This window comes from Serratia sp. CY43202 (assembly GCF_052168755.1).
GTDB classification, from domain to species: Bacteria; Pseudomonadota; Gammaproteobacteria; order Enterobacterales; family Enterobacteriaceae; genus Serratia; species Serratia bockelmannii.
In genome coordinates, this window is the sequence record NZ_JBJNMB010000005.1 from 161,861 (window position 1) to 186,888 (window position 25,028).

General features: G+C 60.3%; 21 protein-coding genes and 1 other RNA gene. 12 read left to right on the top strand and 10 right to left on the bottom strand.

The genetic code is table 11. From position 1 onward, the window contains the following. Window positions 1–52: 52 nt before the first annotated feature. The 7 genes from ACJ8J5_RS12165 to sufA form a co-directional block, all read right to left on the bottom strand. Entirely contained in the window at window positions 53–1,066 is a 1,014-nt protein-coding gene (locus tag ACJ8J5_RS12165) for a L,D-transpeptidase family protein (protein WP_025302648.1), read from the bottom strand. A gap of 296 nt (window positions 1,067–1,362) precedes the next feature. After that, window positions 1,363–1,779, bottom strand: coding sequence for a cysteine desulfuration protein SufE (gene sufE, locus ACJ8J5_RS12170; RefSeq protein ID WP_025302647.1), 417 nt, complete (start codon window positions 1,777–1,779; stop codon window positions 1,363–1,365). A gap of 36 nt (window positions 1,780–1,815) precedes the next feature. Beyond that, window positions 1,816–3,042 carry a cysteine desulfurase SufS gene (sufS, locus tag ACJ8J5_RS12175; RefSeq protein WP_414104667.1) on the bottom strand — a complete coding sequence of 409 codons (1,227 nt, stop codon included), beginning with the start codon at window positions 3,040–3,042 and terminating at the stop codon, window positions 1,816–1,818. Beyond that, entirely contained in the window at window positions 3,039–4,325 is a 1,287-nt protein-coding gene (gene sufD / locus ACJ8J5_RS12180) for a Fe-S cluster assembly protein SufD (RefSeq protein WP_414104668.1), read from the bottom strand. Before sufD ends, sufS begins: the two co-directional genes overlap by 4 nt. Then, entirely contained in the window at window positions 4,300–5,046 is a 747-nt protein-coding gene (sufC, locus tag ACJ8J5_RS12185; RefSeq protein WP_016927936.1) for a Fe-S cluster assembly ATPase SufC, read from the bottom strand. The genes sufD and sufC overlap by 26 nt, the downstream gene beginning before the upstream one ends. 43 nt (window positions 5,047–5,089) lie before the next feature. Next, on the bottom strand, window positions 5,090–6,586 hold the full coding sequence (sufB, locus tag ACJ8J5_RS12190) for a Fe-S cluster assembly protein SufB (RefSeq protein WP_025302644.1): 1,497 nt from the start codon (window positions 6,584–6,586) through the stop codon (window positions 5,090–5,092). Between the two features lie 14 nt (window positions 6,587–6,600). Next, the gene (gene sufA, locus ACJ8J5_RS12195) at window positions 6,601–6,972 is read right to left on the bottom strand and encodes a Fe-S cluster assembly scaffold SufA (protein ID WP_004931368.1); all 372 of its coding nucleotides are present in this window, start codon (window positions 6,970–6,972) and stop codon (window positions 6,601–6,603) included. A gap of 528 nt (window positions 6,973–7,500) precedes the next feature. Between sufA and ACJ8J5_RS12200 the strand changes: the two genes are divergently transcribed. Further along, window positions 7,501–7,905, top strand: coding sequence for a hypothetical protein (locus ACJ8J5_RS12200; RefSeq protein ID WP_004931369.1), 405 nt, complete (start codon window positions 7,501–7,503; stop codon window positions 7,903–7,905). Window positions 7,906–7,950: 45 nt separating this feature from the next. Here the strand turns inward: ACJ8J5_RS12200 and menI are convergent, their stop codons facing one another. Together menI and ydiJ are read right to left on the bottom strand one after the other, a co-directional pair. Next, window positions 7,951–8,367 (bottom strand): 1,4-dihydroxy-2-naphthoyl-CoA hydrolase, encoded by a 417-nt coding sequence (gene menI / locus ACJ8J5_RS12205; RefSeq protein WP_016927938.1) that lies wholly within the window; start codon window positions 8,365–8,367, stop codon window positions 7,951–7,953. Then, window positions 8,364–11,420 (bottom strand): D-2-hydroxyglutarate dehydrogenase YdiJ, encoded by a 3,057-nt coding sequence (gene ydiJ / locus ACJ8J5_RS12210; RefSeq protein WP_414104669.1) that lies wholly within the window; start codon window positions 11,418–11,420, stop codon window positions 8,364–8,366. Before ydiJ ends, menI begins: the two co-directional genes overlap by 4 nt. Before the next feature lie 245 nt (window positions 11,421–11,665). On the opposite strand from ydiJ, the gene ydiK reads away from it, so the two are divergent. Both ydiK and rprA read left to right on the top strand, forming a co-directional pair. Beyond that, window positions 11,666–12,766 (top strand): AI-2E family transporter YdiK, encoded by a 1,101-nt coding sequence (gene ydiK / locus ACJ8J5_RS12215; RefSeq protein ID WP_025302642.1) that lies wholly within the window; start codon window positions 11,666–11,668, stop codon window positions 12,764–12,766. Between the two features lie 259 nt (window positions 12,767–13,025). Next, window positions 13,026–13,135: antisense sRNA RprA (gene rprA, locus ACJ8J5_RS12220), an RNA gene on the top strand. Window positions 13,136–13,244: 109 nt separating this feature from the next. Here rprA and ppsA read toward each other — a convergent pair. Continuing rightward, window positions 13,245–15,623, bottom strand: a complete 2,379-nt coding sequence (gene ppsA / locus ACJ8J5_RS12225; RefSeq protein WP_049209411.1) for a phosphoenolpyruvate synthase — start codon at window positions 15,621–15,623, stop codon at window positions 13,245–13,247. 459 nt (window positions 15,624–16,082) lie between these two features. Between ppsA and ppsR the strand changes: the two genes are divergently transcribed. The 9 genes from ppsR (at window position 16,083) to ACJ8J5_RS12270 (ending at window position 25,022) form a co-directional block, all read left to right on the top strand. Next, entirely contained in the window at window positions 16,083–16,943 is an 861-nt protein-coding gene (gene ppsR, locus ACJ8J5_RS12230) for a posphoenolpyruvate synthetase regulatory kinase/phosphorylase PpsR (protein ID WP_161781785.1), read from the top strand. A 197-nt stretch (window positions 16,944–17,140) separates the two neighbouring features. Next, window positions 17,141–18,187, top strand: coding sequence for a 3-deoxy-7-phosphoheptulonate synthase (locus ACJ8J5_RS12235; RefSeq protein ID WP_004931381.1), 1,047 nt, complete (start codon window positions 17,141–17,143; stop codon window positions 18,185–18,187). A gap of 106 nt (window positions 18,188–18,293) precedes the next feature. Next, on the top strand, window positions 18,294–18,779 hold the full coding sequence (locus ACJ8J5_RS12240) for a glutathione peroxidase (RefSeq protein ID WP_025302639.1): 486 nt from the start codon (window positions 18,294–18,296) through the stop codon (window positions 18,777–18,779). A 171-nt stretch (window positions 18,780–18,950) separates the two neighbouring features. Further along, window positions 18,951–19,133, top strand: coding sequence for a hemin uptake protein HemP (gene hemP / locus ACJ8J5_RS12245; RefSeq protein ID WP_043141213.1), 183 nt, complete (start codon window positions 18,951–18,953; stop codon window positions 19,131–19,133). A 94-nt stretch (window positions 19,134–19,227) separates the two neighbouring features. Then, complete coding sequence (locus ACJ8J5_RS12250; protein WP_060432956.1) at window positions 19,228–21,309, top strand: TonB-dependent hemoglobin/transferrin/lactoferrin family receptor; 2,082 nt, start codon at window positions 19,228–19,230, stop codon at window positions 21,307–21,309. A 66-nt stretch (window positions 21,310–21,375) separates the two neighbouring features. After that, entirely contained in the window at window positions 21,376–22,413 is a 1,038-nt protein-coding gene (locus tag ACJ8J5_RS12255) for a hemin-degrading factor (RefSeq protein WP_060432955.1), read from the top strand. Next, window positions 22,410–23,240, top strand: a complete 831-nt coding sequence (locus tag ACJ8J5_RS12260; RefSeq protein WP_060432954.1) for a heme/hemin ABC transporter substrate-binding protein — start codon at window positions 22,410–22,412, stop codon at window positions 23,238–23,240. The genes ACJ8J5_RS12255 and ACJ8J5_RS12260 overlap by 4 nt, the downstream gene beginning before the upstream one ends. Continuing rightward, window positions 23,240–24,244, top strand: coding sequence for a FecCD family ABC transporter permease (locus tag ACJ8J5_RS12265; protein WP_016927948.1), 1,005 nt, complete (start codon window positions 23,240–23,242; stop codon window positions 24,242–24,244). Before ACJ8J5_RS12260 ends, ACJ8J5_RS12265 begins: the two co-directional genes overlap by 1 nt. Continuing rightward, a complete protein-coding gene (locus tag ACJ8J5_RS12270) occupies window positions 24,237–25,022 on the top strand; it encodes a heme ABC transporter ATP-binding protein (protein WP_025302633.1) in 786 nt (261 codons plus the stop codon). Before ACJ8J5_RS12265 ends, ACJ8J5_RS12270 begins: the two co-directional genes overlap by 8 nt. Window positions 25,023–25,028: the final 6 nt, after the last annotated feature.

A 25,028-nucleotide genomic window follows, 5' to 3' on the forward strand; every position in this document is an offset into this window, starting at 1 on the left:
AAAAAGAGGTTCAGCACGCTGAACCCCTCTTCGACCGCTCAATCTTGCAAACTTAGTTCACCGAACTGATTGGCGCTGCCTTGAATGGGCTCTTATTCGCCGCAGGCGCCGCTGCAGGCGTTAAACTCACCTCAGACGGACTCTCTCCTACGTTGACCAGCACCGGCATGCCAGAACGGCGTACAACCGCGCTATCGAACACGGCGCGATCGGTCTGACCATCCGCAGCAAAGGCTTTCTCCGCTTTAGACAACGCGATCGGCATGGTCTGCGGATCGTCGCTTTCTACCCGCGACAGCGGCTGGTGCACTTCCACATAGCGTTTGCCGTCCGGCTCAACCGAAATCTTCACCGGATCGTTGATCACCTGCACCCGTGTACCACGCGGCACCTGATTGAACAGCGCTTCGATGTCCGTCGGACGCAGGCGAATACAGCCGGAGCTGACGCGCATGCCGATACCGAAGTTGGCGTTGGTGCCGTGGATCAGGTATTCACCGCGCCCCATCGCCAGACGCAGGGCGAACAGCCCCATCGGGTTCTCAGGCCCGGCCGGCACCACTGCAGGCAGCGTCACGCCCTGGGACTGATAGCGCTTGCGGATGTTGGCGGTGGGCGTCCAGGTCGGGTTAGGGATCTTCTGGCTGATGGAGGTCACTTCCAGCGGCGTGTGCATCCCGGTCTGGCCGATGCCGATCGGATAGACGATCACTTTGTTCTCGCCTTTCGGGTAGTAGTAAAGACGCAGCTCGGCCAGATTGACGATAATCCCTTCACGCTTAGTGTCAGGCAGCAGCATTTGGGTCGGAATGGTCAGCACCGTGCCTGGCTTGGGCAGGAACGGGTCGGTGCCAGGGTTGGCTTCCAGCATGCCCAGCAGGCCAATCTTGTAGTCGGCGGCGATCGCCTCCAGCGGACGGCCGTCGTTTGGCACGGTATAAGTGGTGTTTTCACCGATCAGACGGCTGTCTGGCGGCGGCAGCGGGTACTCGGTCGCACTGGCGGCCTGCGTGCCGGCCAGTACGGTGGCGAAGACCATGCCCATTAAACTCAACGCACGTTTCATTATCATCCCTATATTTTTTATGACGGTTCGCCCCCAAGGCTAACGAGCGCCCGACGGTGGGTAAATCAGACAATACCTGATTAATACTAGCAATGCTGGCATCAAAGGCAATAAGTTCTCTAAAAATCAACACGTTATAACGTAATCGCCGTCGTTGATTGTCAACGAAACGTCAATAGGTAAGCTGCTGAAATATCACTGAATTGGGGGATGGTTCCTGGGGAAAACAACGGATTGTAAAGACTCATTGACAAAGCGAATATATCAATGAGCCTTGAGGAGAAAGGCGTTAAGGATCAGGCCAGCTGCGCCGCTTTACTGCGAATGGCACGGATCATCGCCTCCAGCCCCTGCGAGCGTGAAGGCGTCAGATGTTGGCTGAGCGCCAGTTCGCCGAAAAACGGCCGCACATCGAGATCGACGATCTGTTGTGGCGTTAATTGACGATAAAGAATAAACACCACCGCCAGCAACCCTTTGACGATCGCCGCATCGCTGTCGCCGTGAAACTCGACCTGCCCCTGCTCATCGAGACGCATCACGATCCACACCTGGCTCTGACAGCCGGAAATCAGGTTGCCGGCCTGCCGCTCGGCCTCGTCCAGCGGCGGCAACTTGGCGCCAAGTTCAATCACGTACAGGTATTTCTCCTCCCAGTTCAGACAGCGGGAGAAATTACGCACCAATTTATCTTTGTCCGGCAAATTCGCCATGGGGATCCTTTTGTACCGCCGGGGACGCGCCCCGGCCTAACCTAATAGCTGATGAATGCGTTGCAGCCCGGCCACCAGCCGGTCCACCTCTTCGCGGGTATTATATAACGCCAGCGAAGCGCGGCACATGCTCGGCACCTGATAAAACGCCATCAGTGGCATGGCGCAGTGATGGCCGGTGCGAATGGCGATGCCATACTGATCGAGGAAGCTGCCGACGTCATAGGCGTGGTGTTCTCCCAAATTAAAGGCGATCACCCCGGCCCGATGTGCCGGACCATAGATTTTCAGCGTCGGCACCTGCGTGAGCGCCTCGAGCGCGTAGTGCATCAGCGACTGTTCATAATCGTGGATCGCATTCAGACCCAGGGCTTCGACGTAATCGAACGCCGCCCCCAGCCCCATGATGCCGGCGGTGTTCGGCGAACCCGCCTCGAAGCGCCACGGCGGATCGGCGAAGGTGGTGCCCGCCGTCAGGCTGACCTGGCGGATCATCGAGCCGCCCCCTTCCCACGGTGGCATCTGCTGCAGCAGCGCCTGGCGGCCATACAGCATGCCGATACCGGAAGGGCCGTACAGCTTGTGGCCGGAAAACACGTAAAAATCGCAGTCTAGCGCCTGGACATCGACGCGCTGGTGCATCACCGCCTGCGCGCCGTCCACCAGCACCGTCAGATCCGGCGCCAGGCCTCTGGCGCGGGCGATGATGTCGCGCACCGGGTTGACGGTGCCCAGCACATTGGAGACCTCGGTCAGCGCCAGCAGTTTGCAGGACGCGTCGACCAGCTCCGGCAACCGCGCCAAATCCAGCGTGCCGTCGGGCTGCAGCGGCCAAACCCGCAGCTGCAACCCACGCTCCTGCGTCAGCATCTGCCAGGGCACGATGTTGGCGTGGTGTTCCATCTCGGTGATGAGAATCGCATCGCCCGGCTGCAGCAGGTGGCGGCCAAAGCTGTTGGCCACCAGGTTGATGCCTTCGGTGGTGCCCTTGACGAACACCATCTCTTCCGCCGAGGCGGCGTTGATAAAGCGCGCCGCCTGTTCCCGCACCGCTTCCATCTGCTGAGTCGCCTCGGCGCTCAAGGTGTGAATGCCGCGATGCACCGCGGCATAGCCGTGGCGATAGAAATCCAGCTCGCGGTCGATCACCACCTGCGGTTTCTGCGCGCTGGCGGCGCTGTCGAGATAGGCCAGCGGTTGGCCGTTCACCTCACGCGCCAGCAGCGGGAAATCGCCGCGCACGCGTTCAATCGGATAACTCATGCAGCCTCCCCCGGCAGGCGCTGGGCGATGCGTGCCAGCACCCGCTCCCGGATGATGTCGTTGGCGATGCCTTCGGTCAGCTCGGCGGCGAAGGCGAAGATGATCATCTGCTGTGCCGCGTGCTTGTCGATACCGCGCGACTGCAGATAGAACAGCTGCTCTTCATCGATGCGCCCTACGGTGGCGCCGTGGCTGCACTTGACGTCGTCGGCGTAGATCTCCAGCTGCGGCTTGGTGTCCACTTCCGCCACCTTACCCAACAGCAGGTTATGGTTGGTCATCTGGCCGTCGGTTTTAATCGCGTGCTTGGCCACTTTGATCATGCCGTTGAACACCGCCTTGCCGCGATCGCTGACCACGGTTTTATGCAGCTGGCGGCTTTCGCAATAGCCCTTGTTGTGCTCCAGATAGGTACGGGTATCGCAGATCTCTTTGCCCACCGGCAGCACCAGGCTATTGATCACCAGGTTCGCGCCTTCGCCGTTCAGCTGCGCGCTGGTGTTATGCCGCGTCAAGCCGGCGCCCAGCAGGAAGCTGTCGCTTTTCACCCGCGCGTCGCGGCCAATGACCAAATCGTTATGGGCAAAGTGGTAGCTTGGCTGGCTCTCAAACGCCAGCTTGCAATGCAACAGTCCGGCGTTGTCCGCCACGTTGGCGGTCAGGCGTGCACCGGTGAAGTGCGCGGCCTCGCCCAGGCTGACATAGTGTTCGAGCACTTCCGCCTCGGCCCCGCGCCCAATCTCCAGATGATGGCGGTGATGCACGGTGTTCACTTCCCCGCTGGCGCCGCGTCCGCTGCTGATATGCAGCAGGTACAGCGGACGAGCCGGGGCCTTGTCGGCCGGCAGGCGAATCAGGCTGGTTTCCTGCGCCAGGCTTTCGGTCAGGTGCAGGAAAATTTCCGGTTGGATCGCCTCCGGCAGCGCCTGTGGCGTGCCGTAGGCGGTCAACTCGAACTGGTAATCACCCAGATCGTCATCGCTCAGCGCGGCGCTGTAGCGGCCGTCGATAAACACCAGCCGGCAGGCATCGATGCCGAGCGCCAGCGCCTCGAGCTGCTCTGCGCTCACCAATGCGGGCTGCGGCTCGAGGAACTGCTGCTCCAGCAGGCTCTCCAGCGGCGTGTATTTCCAGTTTTCATGCTTGCGCGTCGGCCAGCCGAGGCGCAGCGCCTGCTGCCAGTGCGCCAGCGCATGCGGCGAACGCTCGCCACCGCGGCCTTCGAACAGGCGATACAGCTGCTGCAGCGCGTTTGAATTACTGTTGGTCGGTAAGCCAGCCATAGCCCTGCTCCTCCAACTGTTTTACCAGCGAGAAATCGCCGGATTTGACGATGCGCCCCTGCGACAGCACGTGTACGTAATCCGGTTGGATGTAGTCCAGAATGCGCTGGTAGTGGGTGACGATGATAAAGGCGCGCTTGCCGTCCCGCAGCGAGTTGACGCCGTTGGCGACGATCTTGAGCGCATCGATGTCCAGACCGGAGTCGGTTTCATCGAGAATGCACAGATCCGGCTCCAGCGCCGCCATCTGCAGAATGTCGTTGCGCTTTTTCTCACCGCCGGAAAAGCCGACGTTGACCGAACGGGTCAGCAGGTCGGCCGGCATGTCCAGCAGCGCGATTTTCTCTTCGATGAAATCGGCGAAGTCAAAACGATCCAGCGGCTCCTGCTCGCGGTATTTGCGCACCGCGTTGACCGAGGTCTGCAGGAAGAAGTGGTTGCTGACGCCGGGGATCTCCACCGGGTACTGGAAGGCCAGAAACACGCCCTCGCCGGCGCGGTCTTCCGGATCAAGCTCCAGCAGATCCTTGCCCTTGAAGGTGACTTCCCCTTCGGTCACTTCGTACTCTTCACGCCCGGCCAGCGTGGCGGACAGCGTGCTCTTGCCCGAGCCGTTCGGCCCCATGATGGCATGCACTTCGCCCGGTTTGATCTCCAGATCCAATCCCTTGAGGATCTCGTTGCCTTCCACGCTGACTTTCAAATTCTTGATGCTTAACATGCTGTGTCCTCAGATAGCGCCGACGGCGCTAAAAATGCGGCGATTAACCCACGCTGTGTTCCAGGCTGATGGCCAGAAGTTTCTGCGCCTCGACGGCGAACTCCAGCGGCAGCTCGGAGAAAACGTCCTTGCAGAAACCGTTGACGATCATCGAAATGGCGTCATCCTCGCTGATGCCGCGCTGCAGGCAGTAGAACAGCTGGTCGTCGCCGATCTTCGAGGTGGTGGCTTCGTGCTCCAGCTGAGCGCTGTTGTTGCGCGCTTCAACGTAAGGGAACGTGTGGGCACCGCTGTCCGGCCCGATCAGCATCGAGTCGCACTGGGTAAAGTTACGGGCGTTTTCCGCCCCCGGCAGGATTTTCACCAGGCCGCGATAGGTGTTCTCGCTGTGGCCGGCGGAGATGCCTTTGGCGATGATGGTCGACTTGGTGTTTTTGCCGATGTGGATCATCTTGGTGCCGGTGTCCGCCTGCTGATGGCCGCTGGTCAGCGCCACCGAGAAGAATTCGCCGATCGAATTGTCGCCCTGCAGGATCACGCTCGGGTATTTCCAGGTGATGGCCGAGCCGGTTTCCGACTGGGTCCAGGACATTTTCGAGCCGGCGCCTTCGCACAGCGCGCGCTTGGTGACGAAGTTGAGGATACCGCCCTTGCTCTCACCGCCGGAGAACCAGTTCTGCACCGTCGAGTATTTCACTTCGGCGTCTTTATGCAGGATCACTTCCACCACCGCCGCGTGCAGCTGATAGCTGTCGCGCACCGGGGCAGAACAGCCTTCGATATAGCTGACATAGCTGCCTTCGTCGGCGATCAGGATGGTGCGCTCGAACTGGCCGGTTTTGGCGGCGTTGATACGGAAATAGGTCGACAGCTCCATCGGGCAGCGCACGCCTTTCGGCACATAGACGAAGGTGCCGTCAGAGGCCACCGCGGCGTTCAGCGCAGCGAAGAAATTATCGTTGGACGGCACTACGCGCCCCAGGTACTGACGCACCAGATCCGGGTATTCCTGAATCGCTTCGCCGAACGAGCAGAAGATCACCCCGCTCTCCGCCAGTTTTTCACGGTAAGTGGTAGCGACCGATACTGAGTCGAAGATGGCGTCCACCGCCACTTCGCTGCCCTCGCGCACCGGCACGCCGAGCTGATTGAACGCCAGCTCCACTTCGCTGGTCAGGTAATCTTTTTCCGTCGCCGCGCCCGGTTGCTGCTCGGCGCCGGGTTGCGAACCGCAGGCATCGTCGCAGCTGCCGCAGGACGGCGCCGAATAGTAACTGTAGTCCTGGTAGTTAAGGCGTTCGTAATTGGCCTTCAGCCAGTGCGGCTCTTCCATCTGCAGCCAGGCGCGGTAGGCCTCGAGGCGGAATTCCAGCATCCACTCGGGTTCGTTGCGCTTGGCCGAGATGGCGCGAACCACCTCTTCGTTGATGCCTTTGGCCAACTCATCGGTTGCAAGCTGGGTGAAGAAACCTTCTTTGTAGCGACCTTCGCTGACCCAAGCCTGCACTTCATTAGGCATTTCTACATTGCTTCGTGTCATGTTGATTGCATCGCTCAAACGCCAAAGCTCTCGCCGCACCCGCAGGCATGCTGAGCTTTAGGGTTGTTGAATTTGAATATCTGATTCAGCCCTTCGCGGACGTAATCTACCGTGGTGCCATCGATGAACGGCATGGCCTTCAGCGGCACATAGAGTTTGGCGCCGTCGCGCTCAAACAGCAGATCGTCATCGGCGGGTTCGCGGGTCAGATCCAGCACATAGGCAAAGCCGGCGCAGCCGGATTGTTTCACCCCTAGCTGCAGCCCTTTCACCTGCGGATCCTGCTGCATCAGTTTCGTTATTTGTCGTACGGCGCTGTCGCTGAGCGAAATGCCTTGCCAGACATTTTCATCCAGAGAAAAAGTGCCGACATTTTCCGTTTGCATAGGGTCTACCTCACACTCGTGTTTGGCCACAGCCAATCTGGGTTGCTTATATGTTAGTGATAACGATTATCACTTCAACCGTTTGTTTTGCGGGGGTATCCGCCGCCAGCGCGGTTTTTCGCTGCGGCGTGCGGCAAGCCAGCGGGACATTCGTGGCGGCTTGCGGCGTCCGGCGGCAAGGTGTGCATGCTATCCCTATGAATTTATTATCTATCCTGCATCACCGTACCGCACTCCCCGGTGGCCCGTCAGCGTTACAGCGCTGCGGTGCGTTGCCGATCTAAACATTCATAGAAAATACCTATTTCTGCATTCTGTCTGTCGTAAATGTGCGTTTATCGGCATTTCGTGGCGCTGCGCAAGCGCGCAGCCCTCAGGTTAAAGTTTAGTCGCTCAGGATTAAGTTGGGGCGGCGGCGGTCTTTTACCCTTCCGCGCAATAAAAAAACGCCACGCCGGGGATTGATCGGCAACGCGGCAGTTTATATGATAATGATTATCATTCAATTTGAATTTGAGCGCGAAGCCAATGACTCTTTCGATCAACGCATGGTTACTGGGCAAGATTGATGACTACAAATTCAGCGTGCGCGACGCCACGGTGGACTTTTATATGGCCGAAGCGGCGCTGCGGCGCCCGGAATGCAATATCGACCACCTGAAGCGGTACAACAGCGTCAGCCTCACCATGGCCAATCTGTGCCTGGAGAACGGCGACGATGACAGCTACCTGCACGCGCTCAGCAAGCTGCACAACCGGCTGATCGTCGAGATCAACAATCCGCAGCGCTGCCAGCTGTTTCGGGTGCAAAGCTATCACTTCGCCCGCCACACGCTGACGCTGATCTGCCAAAAGTATGCGATGGAAGGCACCTGGGAGAAGGCGAACGCGTTTCAGAAGGACTTCGTTAAACGCGTGCCGTTTCAGCTGTAAAGCGAAAGGCTCCGCAGGCCGGCAGCCTGCGGAAACCGGCGAGAATCAGTCGATAACCGCCGTGGTCAGACGCGAGGTGCAGCACAGCCGATCGCGCGCATCGAAGATCTCGATTTGCCACACCTGATGGCGACGGCCGACGTGCAGCGCGCGGCACACCCCGCGCACCTGGCCATCGAACACCGCGCGCAGGTGGTTGGCGTTGATCTCCAGCCCCACCACTTTCTGCTCGCCCTCACTGCACAGGTAACCGGCCATCGATCCCATCGATTCCGCCAGCACCACCGACGCCCCGCCGTGCAACAGCCCGAACGGCTGGCGGGTACGGCCATCGACCGGCATGGTGGCCTCGAGGAAATCCTCGCCCAATTGGGTAAACTCGATGCCCACATGGCTGACCATGCAGCCGTCGCCGGCGCGGTTCAGCTGCTCCAGCGATGTTTCACGTTTCCACAATTTCACTCAATCATCTCCAGAAGTGCCTGTAATGGGTGGCGCACGCCATTGCCCTCGATGCGTTTCACCTGGCTGCGGCAGGAATAGCCGGTCGCCAGGCAGCGCTGCCTTGGCAAACGCTGCAGTGTCGGGTGCCATGATAACTCATAAATGCCGAGCGAGTTTTGCAGGTTCTTGGCTTCGTGGCCGTAAGTCCCCGCCATGCCGCAGCAGCCGACGCTGACGTTTTCCAGTTTGGCGCCGAAGCGGGCGAAGATCGCCGCCCACTGTTGGCCGCTGGCCGGCAGCGCGGTGGTTTCGGTGCAGTGGCCGAACAGATACCACGGCTCGCCGGTCGCCGGCTGTTCGGCGCGATCCGCGATCCGCTGCTGCAACCATTCATGCACCAGCTGCACCTGGAAATCGCCGCGCTCGGCGCCGAGGATCTCGCGGTATTCGTCGCGATAGCACAGCACCAGCGCCGGATCGACACCCACCAGCGGCATGCCGAGCTGCGCCACGCGGTTGAGGAAATCGGCGGTTTTGCGCGCGGTGCGGGCAAAGCGCGTCAGGAAGCCCTTCACATGCTGCGCCTTGCCGTTCGGCGAGAACGGCAGCAGCACCGGTTTATAGCCGAGCTTTTCCACCAGCCGAACGAAATCCGCCACCACTTTGGCGTCGTAATAGCTGGTGAACGGATCCTGAACGATCAGCACGTGTTCTTCGCGTTGCTCGGCGTTCAACCCTTCCAACTGTTCCAGCGTCAGCGTGGTCGCGCGGTGGCCGGACAGCTGCTGACGCAGCGTCGGGCTGGACAACAGCGGCAGATCGACCATGCCGACGGCGTTGCGGCTCATCTCCCGCAGCCACGGCTGGCGGAAGAAGAAGTTGAACACCTTCGGCGCGCGGGCCATCAACGGGGTATAGCTCTCCACGCCGGCGACCATGTAGTCGCTCACCGGGCGCAGGTAGCGGGTATGGTAAAGCTGCAGGAAGCGCGAACGGAACCCCGGCACGTCAATTTTGATCGGGCACTGGGTGGAACAGGCCTTGCAGGCCAGACAGCCGGACATCGCCTCTTTCACTTCGTGCGAAAAGTCGTACTCGCCCTTGCCGGCATGCCAGCTGTTGCGGGTTTTCTCGATTAGACCGCGCAAGCTAAGGCGCTGCTGCGGCAGCTGTTTCTCCAGCGCCAACGGATCGACGCCCTGCTCGGCCAACAGACGCAGCCACTCGCGCACCAGCGTCGCCCGCCCTTTCGGCGAATGGATGCGGTTGCCGCTGATCTTCATCGACGGGCACATCGGGCTGCGCACGTCGAAGTTGAAGCACAGACCGTTGCCGTTACACTCCAGCGCGCCGCGGAACGAGGTGCGCACCTCGACCGGGATCTGACGATCGAAGGTGCCGCGTTTGACCGCGTCTACCTCCATCATCGGTGCATCTACCGCCAGTGGCGAACAGATCTTGCCCGGGTTCAGCCGGTTATCCGGATCAAACGCCGCCTTGATGCGGCGTAGCTCTTCATACAGCGTTTCCCCGAAGAACTCAGGGCTGTACTCGGCACGGAAGCCCTTGCCGTGCTCCCCCCACAACAGACCGCCGTATTTGGCGGTCAGCGCCACCACCCGATCGGAGATCTGCTTCATCAGCACTTCCTGCTGCGGGTCGCACATGTCGAGCGCCGGACGCACGTGCAGCACCCCGGCGTCGACGTGGCCGAACATGCCGTAGCTCAGGTTGTGGTCGTCAAGCAGTTGACGGAATTCGACGATATAGTCCGCCAGGTGTTGCGGCGGCACACAGGTATCCTCGGCAAACGGAATCGGCTTGGCGCGCCCCTTGGCGTTGCCCAGCAGCCCGACCGCCTTCTTGCGCATGTTGTAAATGCGCTCGATGCCAGCCAGATCGCCGCAGATCTGGTACCCGATCACGCCGCCCTGCCGCTGCGCGATCAGTTCATCCAGCCGTTGGCACAGAGCCTCCATCTGGCCGTCGATCAGCGCCCGATCGTCGCCGGCGAACTCGACGATGTTCAGCCCGAGCATTTCTTTATCCGGCACGTCGGCGATCAGTTCGTTCACCGAGTGCCAAACAATGTCTTCACGCGCCAGATTCAGCACCTTGGAATCGATGGTTTCCACCGACAGCGCCTTGGCCTCGACCATAAAGGGCGCATTGCGCAGCGCCGAGTCGAAGGAGTCGTACTTCACGTTGACCAGGCGGCGCACTTTCGGCAGCGGCGTGATATCCAGCCGCGCCTCGGTGATAAACGCCAGCGTGCCTTCGGCGCCGGTCAGGATGCGCGTCAGATCGAAGGTTTGCAGATCGTCGCTCAGCACGTGGCGCAGATCGTAACCGGTGAGGAAGCGGTTGAGCTTGGGGAATTTCTCCAGGATCAGTGCGCGCTGCTCACGGCAGCGATTGAGCACCGTGCGGTAAATGCGCCCTTCCGCGGTCTCTTCCAGAGCAATCGTTTCCGCCAGCGCCGTCGGCATGGCACGGGTATCGATCATCTCGCCGCCCAGCAGCACCGCCCGCAGGCCCAACACGTGATCGGAGGTTTTGCCGTATACCAGCGAACCTTGGCCGGAGGCGTCGGTGTTGATCATGCCGCCCAGCGTGGCGCGGTTGCTGGTGGACAGTTCCGGCGAGAAGAAGTAGCCGAACGGCCGCAGGTATTGATTCAGCTGATCCTTGATCACGCCGGCTTCGACTTTCACCCAGCCTTGTTCGACGTTGATCTCCAGAATGCGGTTCATATGGCGCGATATATCGACCACGATGCCGGTATTGAGCGACTGGCCGTTGGTGCCGGTGCCGCCGCCGCGCGGGCTGAAGGTCAGCGTATTGAATCGCTCTTCCCCGGCCAGACGCGCAATCAGCGCCACGTCAGCGGTGGAACGGGGGAACACCACCGCATCGGGCAACAGCTGATAGATACTGTTGTCGGTGGCCATCGTCAGGCGGTCGGCGTAGCTGGTGGCGGTATCGCCGTTGAATCCGTTTTGCTTCAGTGCTTCCAAAAAGTCGAGCACCCGTTGAACGAGGCCGGGCGCCTGAGAAATCTGTGGGATCATTCGCTTTTTTGACCCTGTCCGTCTATTTTTTATGCGCTGATGTACGCTGAATCGGGCCTTTAATTCAGACCCACCCTATTTTTTAGTGACACTAAAAACTAACATACTCGTTTAGTGAAGGCATTCACATTATTACCGCGCTGCGAGCGCCGCCACAGGCGGCCGCCCGGCGGCGATAAACCGACCGACAGGCACCCCGATTCGCCGGTGCCAGGGATTTAATTGACCAGGATGAGAAGCCACTGATGCCACTCCCGCAATCGCGTTACGACTTACCGCGAATTATTTTCGGCGTGCTGTTTATCGCCATCATGATCGTTGCCTGTTTTTGGGTGATCCAACCGTTTATTCTCGGCTTCGCCTGGGCGGGCATGGTGGTAATCGCCACCTGGCCGTTGCTGCTCAAACTGCAAAAGCTGCTGTGGGGCCGTCGCTCGCTGGCGGTGTTGGTCATGACCCTGCTGCTGATCCTGCTGTTCATTCTGCCGATTTCCCTGCTGATCAGCAGCGTGGTGGATAACAGCGCGCCGCTGATCGCCTGGGCCAGTTCACCCGGCAAGCTGCACATTCCCGATCTCGCCTGGCTGCAGTCCGTGCCGATGATCGGCGACAGGCTCTATACCAGCTACCACACATTGGTTAACGCCGGCGGCGCTGCGCTGCTGGCGAAGGTACAGCCGTACTTCGGTCAAACCGCCACCTGGTTCGTGGCGCAGGCGGCGCATATCGGTCGTCTGCTGCTGCACTGCGCGCTGATGCTGCTGTTCAGCGCCTTGTTGTATGCGCGCGGCGAGCAGGTGGCGCTGGGTATCCGTCACTTTGCGGTACGCCTCGGTTCCAAACGCGGCGATGCGGCGGTGCTACTGGGCGGCCAGGCGATCCGCGCCGTCGCGCTGGGCGTGGTGGTGACGGCGTTGGTGCAGTCGGTGCTGGGCGGCATCGGTCTGGCGGTGAGCGGCATACCAGCCGCCACCCTGCTGACGATGCTAATCTTTATCTGCTGCGTGGCACAATTGGGGCCGCTGTTGGTGCTGGTGCCGGCCATCATCTGGCTGTACTGGCACGGCGACACCACCTGGGGCACCGTACTGCTGGTCTGGAGCTGCGTGGTAGCCACGCTGGATAACGTGCTGCGCCCGGTGCTGATCCGCATGGGTGCCGACCTGCCGCTGCTGCTGATCCTGTCCGGCGTTATCGGCGGCTTGCTGGCCTTCGGTATGATTGGCCTGTTCATCGGCCCGGTGGTATTGGCGGTATCTTATCGCCTGCTGACCGCCTGGATGGATGAAGCGCCGGAGCCGACCACCGCGCCGGAGCAAGTCATCGAAGATCTGGAAAAACGCTAATTCCCCCCCTTCCGCCCGCATCGTCGGGCGGAACATTTCACTCAGGTCATTATTCCTACCTCATTCGAGTAATATCTCCGCCAAATATAATGCCGCCCTATATTGATTACGGTACAGCGAATGAAAGGTGCAATGTAAATCCCTGTTTGTTGCAAGCGGCAAAAAGAGATAACTCCCACAAATAAAATGTGATGGCGCTATCGATTAGGATGATTCTTAATGACTAGTCGCGTTCAAAAATCTAGTATTATGGCCATCTATTGCTTCAAATCACTGATTTTAAAGCAACCTTTCTGAACAATGTAATGCCATACATGTGAATTGCTGTGTGTAGTCTTTGCCCATCTCCTACGGTGGGCTTTTTTTTATTCTTTTTTCGTCGAATTGATTATTTTACGCGCCGTTATTTACATTCGGAAATAAAAAGGCCGCAGCGTTAACTGCGGCCCGGCGTTAATGCCTCAGCGAGGCCGAGACATTATTTCTTTTTCGACAAATTGATCCAGGTCTGCACCACGGTGTCTGGGTTGAGCGACAGGCTATCGATGCCCTGCTCCATCAGCCACTCGGCGAAGTCTTCATGGTCAGACGGGCCCTGGCCGCAGATGCCGACGTATTTGCCGTGGCGTTTGGCCGCCTGAATCGCCATCGACAGCAGCGCTTTCACCGCCTCGTTGCGCTCGTCAAACAGCTCCGACACCACGCCGGAGTCACGATCCAGCCCCAGCGCCAGCTGGGTCATGTCGTTGGAACCGATAGAGAAGCCGTCGAAGTGCTCGAGGAACTGATCCGCCAACAGCGCATTGGACGGGATCTCGCACATCATGATCACTTTCAGCCCGTTTTCACCGCGCTTCAGCCCCTGACGCGCCAGCTCCGCCACCACCGCTTCCGCCTGGGCCACGGTGCGCACGAACGGTACCATGATTTCGACGTTGGTCAGCCCCATTTCGTTACGCACGCGTTTCACCGCCTCGCACTCCAGCGCGAAGCAATCGCGGAAGCTGTCGGCCACGTAACGGCCGGCGCCGCGGAAGCCCAGCATCGGGTTCTCTTCGTGTGGTTCATACTTATCGCCGCCCACCAGGTTGGCGTACTCGTTGGATTTGAAGTCGGACAGGCGCACGATCACACGCTTCGGCCAGAAGGCGGCACCCAGCGTCGCGATCCCTTCTGTCAGGCGGCCAACGTAGAACTCGACCGGGTGGTCGTAACCCTGCATTAACGCGCGAATTTCGTTTTGCAGCGCCGGCGTCTGCTGGTCGAACTCCAGCAGCGCGCGCGGGTGCACACCGATCATGCGGTTGATGATAAATTCCAGCCGCGCCAGGCCCACGCCTTCATTTGGCAAACGCGCAAAGTCGAAAGCGCGATCCGGGTTGCCGACGTTCATCATGATCTTCAGCGGCAGATCCGGCAGCTCGGTCACTTCGGAGCTCTGCACGCTGAAATCCAGCATGTCGCTGTAAACGAAACCGGTGTCGCCTTCCGCACAGGAAACGGTGACTTTCTGGCCGTCTTTCAGCACATCGGTGGCGTGGCCGCAGCCTACCACCGCCGGGATGCCCAACTCACGGGCGATGATCGCCGCGTGACAGGTGCGCCCGCCGCGGTTGGTGACGATCGCGGCGGCCTTCTTCATGATCGGCTCCCAGTCCGGGTCGGTCATGTCGGTCACCAGCACGTCGCCCGGCAGGATGCGATCCATTTCGCTGATGTCGTGGATCACTTTCACCGGACCGGCGCCGATGCGATGACCGATGGCGCGGCCTTCCACCAGCACCGGGCTAGTGCCATTCAGCTGGTAGCGTTCCATGGTTTGTTCGTTGGAGCGAACGGTTTCCGGACGCGCCTGCACGATCAGCAGCTTGCCGGTATGGCCGTCTTTCGCCCATTCGATATCCATCGGGCGGCCGTAATGTTTTTCGATCAGGATCGCCTGCTGCGCCAGCGCCTGCACTTCGTCATCCGTCAGCGAGAAACGGCTGCGCTGCGCTTCCGGCACGTCTTCGATGCGCACCTGCTTGCCGTGATCCTGCGACGGTGCGTACACCATGCGGATCTTTTTCGAGCCCAGGTTGCGGCGCACGATCGCCGGCTTGCCTTTTTGCAGCGTCGGTTTGTGCACGTAGAACTCATCCGGGTTCACCGCGCCCTGCACCACCATTTCACCCAGACCGAAGGCGGAGGTGATGAACACCACCTGATCAAAGCCGGACTCGGTATCGATGGTGAACATCACGCCCGAGGAGGCCAGATCCGAGCGCACCATGCGCTGTACGCCCGCCGACAGCGCCACGCCGCGGTGGTCATAGCCCTGGTGCACGCGATAAGAGATGGCGCGGTCGTTGAACAGCGAGGCGAACACGTGCTTGATCGCCACCATTACGGCGTCGATGCCCTGCACGTTGAGGAAGGTTTCCTGCTGGCCGGCGAAGGACGCGTCCGGCATGTCTTCCGCCGTGGCGGAGGAGCGCACCGCAAAGGAAGCTTCCGGTTCGCCGTCGGCGAGCTGTTGGTAAGCCTGATGAATTTCACGCTCGAACTCGGCGTGGAACGGCGTGTCGATCACCCATTGGCGGATCTGGGCGCCGGCCTTGGCCAGTTGGGCAACGTCGTCAACGTCGGTCTGATCCAGTAGCTGATAGATGCGCTGGTTAACACCGCTTTGTTCGAGGAAATCGTTAAACGCCTGTGCGGTGGTGGCAAAACCGTTCGGCACGGCCACGCCCAAATCGGAAAGATTGGTGATCATTTCACCGAGGGAGGCGTTTTTGCCGCCGACACGGTCAACGTCGTGCATGCCAAGCTGGTTGTACCAAAGCACATTACGCAAGTCTGGGCCATTGTTGGACATCGAGACAATCCTTATTGCTATCAGTAGGGTAAAGACGGATTTAATTCGCTTGCTTTACGGCGCCGCTAACACGGAGCCGAATCAGACTAGCACACTGATCTGGGGAAAATGGAAAGGTGAATCGATCAACCCACTGAAGAAAGTGGTTTTTAAGAGAATGTCCTAACCGGCTGATTTGGCAGGGAACCGTTCCCAATCGCACGAAAAGCTTAGTTCTCAACAAATTACGTTCTTTTTAAACTTCTGTTTTAATGACCGCGCAAACGCTACCGTTTTTGGTGAAAATAACGGCAAATTTACGTTTCGGGTCGAAAAACCTCGTTGCGCCACAATTTTTACCGCCGGCAAAACGCGCTTTTCTTCACGCGCCGGCGCAAAGCGCTTTACCGTCCCGCCGTCACAATTTTTTCCCTCCCCCCTTTACCGACGGATCGTCCGCGGCCCATGATATTGACAGTGATGACAGCAGGAACACCGTTTTCAGGTAAGGAGCCTCGGGTGGAAAGAAGCGTTTTTTATATTTCGGATGGTACGGCGATCACCGCCGAAGTGTTGGGGCACGCGGTGCTGTCGCAGTTTCCGGTCACGGCGACCACCTTTACCCTGCCGTTCGTCGAAACCGAGGCGCGCGCGCGCGCAGTTCGCCAGCAAATCGATGATATTTATAATCAAACCGGCGTGCGGCCACTGGTGTTTTACTCCATCATCTCGCCGGAAGTGCGCGATGTGATCGTGCAGAGCCAGGGCTTCTGCCAGGATATCGTGCAGGCGCTGGTCGGCCCGCTGCAGGGCGAGCTGGAAGTGGAACCGACGCCAGTACCGAACCGCACCCACGGCCTGACCGCCAGCAACCTCGGCAAGTACGACGCGCGCATTGCCGCCATCGACTATACCCTGGCGCATGACGACGGCATTTCGCTGCGCAACCTCGATCAGGCGCAGGTGATCCTGCTCGGCGTGTCGCGCTGCGGCAAAACCCCCACCAGCCTTTATCTGGCGATGCAGTTCGGCATTCGCGCCGCCAACTATCCGTTTATCGCCGACGATATGGATAATTTGCACCTGCCGGCCTCGCTGAAACCGTTTCAGCATAAATTATTCGGCCTGACCATCGATCCGGAACGCCTGGCGGCGATCCGTGAAGAGCGGCGTGAAAACAGCCGTTACGCTTCATTACGCCAGTGCCGCATGGAGATCGCCGAGGTCGAGGCGCTGTTCCGCAAAAATCAGATCCGCTACCTCAATACCACCAATTATTCTGTCGAAGAGATTTCCACCAAAATCCTCGACATCCTCGGTATGAGTCGCCGCATGTTCTGATCATTTTCTCGCGGGGCCGCCGTGCCCCGCCGCCTGCCGTTTATTTCAACAGCAGCTGATTTTTTTGTGCTTTTTTTCGCGGTTTTGATCAACAGAACACAATCTCTACGGTTGAATTCAGCGCTTTTTGCGTTATTGTGATCGCCATCACTTCCCGGCACTCCTGCCGCAGAGAAGAACAGTTTCCAGGGAACAACATGCACAAAACAGATGAACTGCGGACCGCGCGCATCGACAGCCTCGTCACGCCGCAAGCGTTGGCAGACAAGCTGCCGATCTCGGCGGCCGTCGCCGACAACGTGACAGCGTCACGAAAACGCATTGAAAAAATCCTCACCGGTGAAGACCGCCGCCTGCTGGTGGTGATCGGCCCCTGCTCCATCCACGATCTCGACGCCGCCGTCGATTACGCTGGCCGGTTGAACGCCCTGCGCGAACGCTACCAGGATCGTCTGGAAATCGTGATGCGCACCTACTTCGAAAAACCGCGTACCGTCGTCGGCTGGAAAGGCCTGATCTCCGATCCGGCGCTGGACGGCACCTTCCAGGTCAACCGCGGCATCGAAATGGCGCGCCGCCTGCTGCTGGAAGTGAACCAGCTCGGCCTGCCGACCGCCACCGAATTCCTGGACATGGTCGTCGGCCAATACATCGCCGATCTGATCAGCTGGGGCGCCATCGGTGCGCGCACCACCGAAAGCCAGATCCACCGTGAAATGGCCTCGGCGCTCTCCTGCCCGGTCGGCTTCAAAAACGGCACCGACGGCAACACCCGCATCGCCATCGACGCCATTCGCGCGGCGCGCGCCGGGCACATGTTCCTGTCGCCGGACAAACATGGCCAGATGACCATCTACCAGACCAGCGGCAACCCGTACGGCCACATCATCATGCGCGGCGGAAAAACGCCGAACTACCACGCCAGCGACATCGCCGCCGCCTGTGACAGCCTGCGCGAGTTCGATCTGCCTGAACACCTGGTGATCGACTTCAGCCACGGCAACTGCCAGAAAATGCACCGTCGCCAGCTGGAAGTGGCCGACAACGTCTGCCAGCAGATCCGCGCCGGCTCCGCCGCCATCACCGGCGTAATGGCGGAAAGCTTCCTGGTGGAAGGCACGCAGAAAATCGTCGCCGGCCAGCCGCTGACCTATGGCCAGTCGATCACCGATCCTTGCCTGAGCTGGTCCGACAGCGAGCAGCTGCTGGCGATGCTGGCGGATGCGGTTGATAGCCGTTTCTAACCCAGTAGAGGCCGGGGCCACGCCCCCGGCTTTATTCCTTCTGCCCCGCTCATCTATACTGATTGCAACGCTTTAGCGCCCGCCGAAACGCACTGGGAGCCCCGGCATGATTCACTCTCTGTTATCCATCCCCTGCGTCACGCTGCAGGGCGAGCAAAAAACGCTGGGCGATTTCCCGGCGCGCGCTTACCTGGTGGTCAACACCGCCAGCAAGTGCGGCTTCACCCCGCAATACCGTGGGCTGGAAAATTTGTGGCAATACTATCGCGAACGCGGCCTGGTGGTGCTCGGCTTCCCCTGCAACCAGTTTGGTTCTCAGGAGCCGGGCAGTCCGCTGGAGATCGCCAACTTTTGCAGCCTCAACTACGGCGTCAGTTTCCCGCTGTTCAGCAAGATAGACGTTAACGGTCCCGGCGCGCACCCGCTGTTCAATGAGCTGAAACGCCTGGCACCCGGCATTCTGGGCAGCCGCCGCATCAAGTGGAATTTCACCAAATTCCTGCTCACCGCCGACGGCCAGCGCATCACGCGCTTTGCGCCGATCACTAAGCCCGAGCGTTTGTTTGACCGCATCGAAACCCTGCTGAAATAACGCCCCTTTTTTACGGGCCGAGTGCGCTCGGCCCGCCGCCGGATGTCCGTTCGACAAAAAGGTTCCATCGGTAAGAAAATTTTCCTTGATGTAACCTTTCCTTCACATGATAATGATTCTCAGTTTGATATTAATTACCATTTAATGGTCTGTTTTATAAGCACAATGATGATGGATACTGCCAACACGCCTACCCCCGCCGCCGCGGCCCCGACCGAGCACAGCGCAAACGCGCCGCCCAGCTACGACAGCGCACAGCTGCTCGGCACCGACGGCATCGCGTTCATTACCCATCAGGGCCAGCGCTATCAGCTGCGGCAGACCAAAGCCGGGAAATTGATCCTGACCAAATAACCACAGAATCCTCAAACGCCAGCCACCCCGATCTTTTGATCCAGGCAGCCAGCAAATCTATTGATATGTTTTATTACATACGGAGAGTTGCACCATGCCTCTGACATTTTCCACCCGGCTGCGTTTTTCCGCTTTGAGTCTGGCGATTGCCTGCGCTCTGCCTACGGTGGCCTTGGCACAAAACACCAGCACAACATCCTCTTCCAACGCGGCGCCGGCTAAAAAAGCCAAAGCCGCCGACGAGACCATGACGGTGGTCGCCACCGGTAACCAACGCAGCAGCTTTGAAGCGCCGATGATGGTCACGGTCATCGAAGGCAATTCGCCAGAAAGCCAAACTGCAGGCACCGCCGCCGATATGCTGCGCCGCGTGCCGGGCATTACCGTCACGGGTTCCGGGCGCAGCAATGGGCAAGATCTCATGATGCGCGGTTACGACCGACGCGGCGTGCTGACGTTGGTTGACGGCATCCGCCAGGGGACCGATACCGGCCATATTAACGGCACATTTTTGGATCCTGCGTTAGTGAAACGCATTGAAATCGTGCGCGGCCCCTCCGCGTTGCTGTACGGCAGCGGCGCGTTGGGCGGCGTAGTGTCTTATGAGACCGTCGATGCCGCCGATCTGCTGCTGCCGGGCCACGATACCGGGTTCCGCGTCTACGGCACCGCCGGCACCGGCGATCACAGCCTGGGGATGGGCGCCAGCGCCTACGGCAAGACCGATAACCTCGACGGCCTGCTGTCGTTCGGCACTCGCGACGTCGGCGATCTTCGTCAGGGCAACGGCTTCGATGCGCCTAACGACGAAACCATCAGCAACGTGCTGGCCAAAGGCACCTGGAAGATCGACGATAGCCAGTCGCTGAGCGGCAACCTGCGTTACTACAACAACAGCGCCCAGGAGCCGAAAAACCCGCAAACTCCAGCCAGCTCCAGTGGAAACTTAATGACCGATCGTTCGACGATTCAACGCGACGCGGCACTGAGTTACAAACTGAAACCGGCCGGCCAAGATTGGCTGGATGCAGAAGCGAAAGTGTATTATTCAGACGTAAAAATTAACGCTCACGCCAATGGCAGCGAAGATGAAGCACGCAAACAAACCACGAAAGGCGCCAAACTCGAAAACCGAACGCGCCTGTTTGCGGATACTTTCGCCTCTCACCTGCTGACCTACGGCACCGAGGCTTACAAACAGGAACAAACGCCGGGCGGCGCTACCGAAAGTTTCCCGCAAGCAAAAATCAATTTCGCTTCAGGCTGGCTGCAAGATGAAATCACGCTGCGCGATCTGCCTGTCACTCTGCTCGCCGGCACCCGCTATGACAATTACAAGGGCTCAAGCGACGGTTATGCCGATGTGGATGCGGATAAATGGTCCTCTCGCGGTGCGGTCAGCATTACGCCTACCGACTGGTTGATGCTGTTCGGCTCCTATTCTCAGGCGTTCCGCGCGCCGACGATGGGTGAGATGTACAACGACTCCAAACACTTCTCAATTCCAATGGGGCCAACCACCATCACCAACTATTGGGTGCCTAACCCGAATTTGAAACCGGAAACCAACGAAACCCAAGAGTACGGGTTTGGTCTGCGTTTCGATGATTTGATGCTGGCCGATGATAGTCTGCAGTTCAAAGCCAGCTATTTCGATACCAAAGCCAAGGACTACATCACCACCGATGTCACAATGGAACTGGGACGCGGTCCGCGAGGCCCTTATTGCATCAGTTGCACCACATTCTCGACCAATATCGATCGCGCCAAAATCTGGGGATGGGATGCTACGCTCAGCTATAAAACACCGTGGTTCGGCTGGGATTTGGCTTATAACCGCACCCGTGGCAAAAATGAAGCGACCGGTGACTGGTTAAGCAGCATCAATCCAGACACTGTCACCAGCTCGCTGGACGTGCCGCTGGGCGAAACCGGTCTGTCCGCCGGCTGGGTCGCCACCTTCGCCGAACGCGCGACGCGCGTGGAGACCGGCACGGCCGAACAAGCCGGCTATGGCGTCAACGACTTCTATCTGAGCTACAAGGGTCGCGATCGGCTGCAGGGCATGACCACCACCGTGGTGCTGGGCAACGCCTTCGACAAAGAATATTACTCGCCGCAGGGCATCCCGCAGGATGGACGCAACGCCAAACTGCTGGTCAGCTACCAGTGGTAATCATTTGACTATCTGGCGGACAACCCGGTTGTCCGCCGTTCGCATTACAGCGCAGGAGAATCCCGCATGAGCAACACCCTATACGAACGCTACCAACAGGCCAAAATCGACCACCCAGGCAAATACGCCCGCGATCTGGCGGCGATCCTTGGCGTCAGCGAAGCGGAGCTGACGCACGCCCGCGTCGGCCACGACACCCGCCGCCTGCAGGCCGACGCGCGCACCCTGCTGACCGAGCTTGAGCAGGTGGGCGTCACCAAGTCCATCACCCGCAACAGCTATGCGGTGCATGAGCAGATGGGCCGCTACCGCAACCAGCACCTCAACGGCCACGCCGGGCTGATCCTCAACCCGCGCGAGCTGGATCTGCGCCTGTTCCTCAACCACTGGACCAGCGTCTTCGCCATGAGCGAAACCAACAAGCGCGGCGTGCGCCACAGCATCCAGTTCTTCGACCAACAGGGCGATGCGCTGCACAAGGTCTACACCACCGACGAAACCGATCTGCCGGCCTGGATGGCACTGGTGGAGCGCCACCTGAGCGAAGAAAACCCGGCGCTGGCGCTGCAGCCCGCCGAGGCGAGCACCGCGGATGAAACGACGCAGGATCATGCCAAAATCGACGGTGAATGGCGCGCGATGACCGACGTTCACCAGTTCTTCCAGCTGCTCAGCCGCAACAAACTGACGCGCCAGCAGGCGTTCCGCGCCGTCGGCGACGATCTGGCCTATCAGGTGGACAACAGCGCGCTGTCGCAGCTGCTGGAAGCGGCGCAGCAGCAGCAAAACGAGATCATGATCTTCGTCGGCAACCGCGGCTGCGTGCAGATCTTCACCGGCCAGATCGAACGTTTGATGCCGCAGGAAGGCTGGATCAACGTGTTCAACCGTCGCTTCACGCTGCACCTGATCGAAGACGCCATCGCCGAAAGCTGGATCACCCGCAAACCGACCAAGGACGGCATCGTCACCAGCCTGGAGCTGTTCGCCGCCGATGGCACGCAGATTGCGCAGCTGTATGGCCAGCGTACCGAAGGGCAGCCGGAACAAACCCAGTGGCGCGAGCAGGTTGCCGCGCTCGCCGCCAAGGACATCGCCGCATGAAATCTTCCTTGATCCGCCGCCTGACGCTGATGATGACGCTGGCGCTGCCGCTCACCGCGGCGGCGGCGCAGCGCATCGTCTCGATCGGCGGCGACGTGACGGAAATCGCCTTCGCGCTCGGCGCCGGCGACGACGTGATCGCCCGTGACAGCACCAGTCTGCATCCGGAGGCGGTGAAAAAGCTGCCGGACGTCGGCTACATGCGCCAACTGAACGCCGAAGGCATTTTGGCGCTCAAACCGACGCTGGTGCTGACGACCGAGCTGGCGCAGCCGGCGCTGGTGCTCAAACAGCTGGCGGACAGCGGCGTCAACGTGGTCAGCGTGCCGGGTGACACCACCCTGCAGGCGGTGCCGCAGAAAATCGCCGTGATCGCCGCCGCGCTGCAGCGTGATGAGCAAGGCAAACAGCTGAGCGAGCGCTATCAACAACAGCTGGCGGCGGTCGACACCTCTCCGCTGCCGGTCAAGGTGCTGTTTGTGATGAGCCACGGCGGCATTACGCCGATGGCCGCCGGGCAACACACGGCCGCCGACGCGGTGATCGCCGCCGCCGGATTGAAAAACGCCATGCAGGGTTTTGACCGCTATCGTCCTCTGTCGCAGGAAGGCGTCATCGCCAGCGCGCCGGACCTGTTGCTGGTCACCACCGACGGCGTGCGCACCCTCGGCGGCGAACAGCAGCTATGGACGCTGCCGGGCCTGGCGTTGACGCCAGCAGGCAAGCAGCGCCGCGTACTGATCGTCGATGACATGGCGCTGCTGGGCTTCGGTCTGGAAACGCCGGCGGCGCTGGCCAAACTGCGCCACGCGGCGGAGCAAAAGTAATGCGCTGTCGCACCTCGCCTCAGTTGGCCATCATCGGCCTGCTGGTGCTGCTGACGTTGCTGGCCCTGGTCGCCGCCAACCTGGGCGCGCTGACGCTGTCGTTTCGCACCCTGTGGCGCGAACCCTTCAGCGACGCCGCCTGGCACATCTGGCTGAACATTCGTCTGCCGCGCGTGCTGCTGGCAGTAGTGATCGGCTGCGCATTGGCAGTGTCCGGCGCGGTGATGCAGGGGCTGTTCCGCAACCCGCTGGCGGATCCGAGCCTGCTGGGCATCAGCAGCGGCGGCGCGCTGTTTGTCGCCCTGTTCATCGTGATGCCGCTGGCGTTGCCGGTGACGATCGCGCTATACGGCCATATGCTGGCGGCGTTCCTCGGCAGCCTGCTGGTATCGCTTTTGATCTACGGCATCAGCCGCAGCGGGCACGGCAATCTGTCGCGGCTGCTGCTGGCGGGCATCGCCATCAACGCCCTGTGCATGGCGGCCATCGGCGTGCTCTCCTACGTCAGCAGCGATCAACAGCTGCGCCAGTTCTCGCTGTGGATGATGGGCAGCCTCAGCCAGTCGCAGTGGCCGACGCTGGCCGTTTCCGCCTCGCTGATCCTGCCTACGGCGCTGCTGACGCTGTTGCAGGCGCGCCGGCTGAATCTGTTGCAGCTGGGGGACGAAGAGGCCCACTACCTCGGGGTGAACGTCCAGCGCGCCAAGCTGCAGCTGCTGTTGCTGAGCGCCCTGCTGATCGGCGCGGCGGTAGCGATGAGCGGCGTGATCGGCTTCGTCGGTCTGGTGGTACCACATCTGGTGCGCATGCGCCTTGGCGGCGATCACCGCTGGCTACTGCCCTGCTCCGCGCTGGGCGGCGCCTGTCTGCTGCTGGTCAGCGATACGCTGGCGCGCACACTGGTGGCGCCGGCCGAAATGCCGGTAGGCTTGATGACCAGCCTGATCGGCGGTCCTTACTTCTTATGGCTGGTGATGCGCCAGCGGGAGCGAACCGGTGGATAACGCCGCCTGCCTGACAGCCCGAGAGCTGCGTTACAGCCTCGGTACGCGCCGCTTGATCAACGACGTTTCGCTCAGCCTCGCCAGCGGTGAGATGGTGGCGATTATCGGCCCTAACGGCGCCGGCAAATCGACGCTGCTGCGCTTGCTGACCGGCTATCTGACGCCGGACTGCGGCGAATGCCGGCTGCTCGACCGCCCGCTGGAACACTGGGCGCCGCAGCAGTTGGCCAAAGTCCGAGCCGTGATGCGCCAATACAGCGATCTGGCGTTTCCCTTCAGCGTGGAAGAAGTGGTCAGCATGGGGCGATCGCCGCACGGCAAACGCGACGAGCATCAGGCGATCCAACAGGTGATGGAACAAACCGACTGCCTGGCGCTGGCGCAGCGCGATTACCGCCGGTTGTCCGGTGGCGAACAGCAGCGGGTGCAGTTGGCGCGGGTGTTGGCGCAGCTGTGGCAACCGCAACCGTCTCCCGCCTGGCTGTTTCTCGACGAGCCGACCTCGGCGCTGGATCTGTATCACCAGCAGCACACCCTGCGCCTGCTGCGCTCGCTGACACGTCAACAGCCGCTGGGCGTCTGCTGCGTGCTGCACGATCTCAATCTGGCGGCGCTGTACGCCGATCGGATCCTGCTGTTGCATCAGGGCCGCCTGGTGGCGAGCGGCACGCCGCAAGAGGTCCTGCAGACGGAGATCCTCACCCGCTGGTATCAGGCCGATCTCGGCGTGGTGCATCATCCCGAAGTGTCTCTGCCGCAGGTCTATCTACGCCAATAACATCAA